The sequence below is a fragment of the Neptuniibacter sp. genome (genome assembly GCF_024231755.1).
In the GTDB taxonomy this organism is placed as follows: domain Bacteria; phylum Pseudomonadota; class Gammaproteobacteria; order Pseudomonadales; family Balneatricaceae; genus Neptuniibacter.
In genome coordinates this window covers 1-1,741 of record NZ_JAAEQH010000190.1, presented here as the reverse complement: position 1 = coordinate 1,741, position 1,741 = coordinate 1, and the positions used below count along the sequence as shown (strand labels likewise).

Annotated in this window: 1 protein-coding gene and 2 pseudogenes; all 3 read right to left on the bottom strand. The window is 48.5% G+C overall.

Going from position 1 to position 1,741, the window contains the following annotated elements:
* Positions 1-464: pseudogene (locus GY843_RS10080) on the bottom strand (F0F1 ATP synthase subunit beta); the annotation flags it as partial.
* Between the two features lie 36 nt (positions 465-500).
* Positions 501-1,364, bottom strand: a complete 864-nt coding sequence (gene atpG, locus GY843_RS10075; protein WP_297309138.1) for a F0F1 ATP synthase subunit gamma — start codon at positions 1,362-1,364, stop codon at positions 501-503.
* 70 nt (positions 1,365-1,434) lie between these two features.
* Positions 1,435-1,741: pseudogene (locus tag GY843_RS10070) on the bottom strand (F0F1 ATP synthase subunit alpha); the annotation flags it as partial.

Sequence of the window (1,741 nt, the reverse complement as noted above, 5' to 3'; positions counted from 1 at the left end):
GTTTTACCTACACCCGCACCACCGAACAGACCAACTTTACCACCTTTCGCAAACGGGCATACCAGGTCGATTACCTTGATACCAGTTTCCAGCAGTTCGTTGGATGCTGCCTGCTCATCGTATGAAGGAGCTTTACGGTGGATAGGCATACGCTCTTCTTCACCGATCTCGCCACATTCATCAATTGGGTTACCCAGTACGTCCATGATACGACCCAGTGTTGCTGTACCAACAGGTACAGAAACTGGCGCACCAGTGTTCGCAACGTCCTGACCACGGCTTACGCCTTCAGTCTGACCCATTGCGATCGCACGAACAACACCGTCGCCCAGCTGCTGCTGAACTTCCAGCGTCAAACCGTTTTTAGTTACGGTCAGCGCGTCGTAAACCTTCGGTACAGAATCACGTGGAAATTCCACGTCAACTACCGCACCGATAATCTGAACAATAGTTCCGCTACTCATGTTCGGATCCTCTAATTATTTAACCTGTGACCTGTATTAAACAGCTGCAGCACCACCAACGATCTCAGAAATTTCCTGAGTAATCGCGGCCTGACGAGCTTTGTTGTAAATCATTTCAAGCTCATCAATCATATCGCCAGCGTTGTCAGTTGCATTCTTCATCGCCAGCATACGTGCTGCCTGTTCACAGGCATTGTTCTCAACCACGGCCTGATAGACCAGGGACTCTACGTAACGAACCAGTAAGCCGTTTAACAGCTCTTTAGCGTCTGGTTCATAGATGTAGTCCCAGTGATGATTGAGACTGTCATCGTCATCTTCTGCCTTCAGTGGAAGCACCTGATTGACTGCAGGCTGCTGAGTCATTGTGTTAACGAAGTCGTTTGACACAATGTACAGTTTGTCCAGCTTGCCTTCGTCATAAGCATCCAACATGACCTTAACTGCACCGATCAGATCCGCCACTTCCGGCGCATCACCCAGGTGAGTTTTCGCTGCAACAACATTGCCACCGTAGTTCTTAAAGAACGACTGTGCTTTGCTGCCCAGTGCACAGACATCGATCTCGATGCCCTGGTCATGGAACTCTTTCATGCTTTTAACAGCTGCTTTGAACGCGTTCACGTTCAAACCACCACACAAGCCACGGTCGGTTGCTACTACTACAAAACCAACGCGCTTAGTCTCACGCTCCTGCATGTACAAGTGTTTGTACTCAGGGTTGGACTTGGCCAGGTGCTGAATTACACCACGGATACTCCGGGCGTACGGGCGAGACGACTCCATGCGATCCTGTGCTTTACGCATCTTGGAAGCAGCAACCATTTCCATAGCGCTGGTGATCTTCCGGGTGCTCTGCACACTCGCAATTTGTGTCTTAATCTCTTTTCCGACTGCCATAGTTCCGCCTATTTAGCTTTGTGTTAGATCTGCATGAAATTCATGCAGATCACTCACTCTAAACGAGTTCTTACCAAGCTTGTGTAGACTTGAACTTTTCGATACCAGCTTTGAACTGTGCAGCAATCTCATCAGAGTAGTTGCCAGTTGCATTGATATCGTTCATCAGATCAGCGTATTCGCTGTTGAAGAACGCAATCATAGCTGCTTCAAAGTCCAGTACTTTGTTCAGATCTACATCTTTCAGGTAACCTTCGTTCGCAGCGTACAGGCTAAGACCCATGTCAGCGATTGACATTGGAGAGTACTGTTTCTGCTTCATCAGCTCAGTTACAGACTGACCATGCTCAAGCTGAGCACGTGTAGCATCATCAAGG

What these genes read in the sequence shown, in the direction of transcription:
- atpG (WP_297309138.1), bottom strand. Translation starts at nt 1,364, where the DNA reads ATGGCAGTCGGAAAAGAGATTAAGACACAAATTGCGAGTGTGCAGAGC.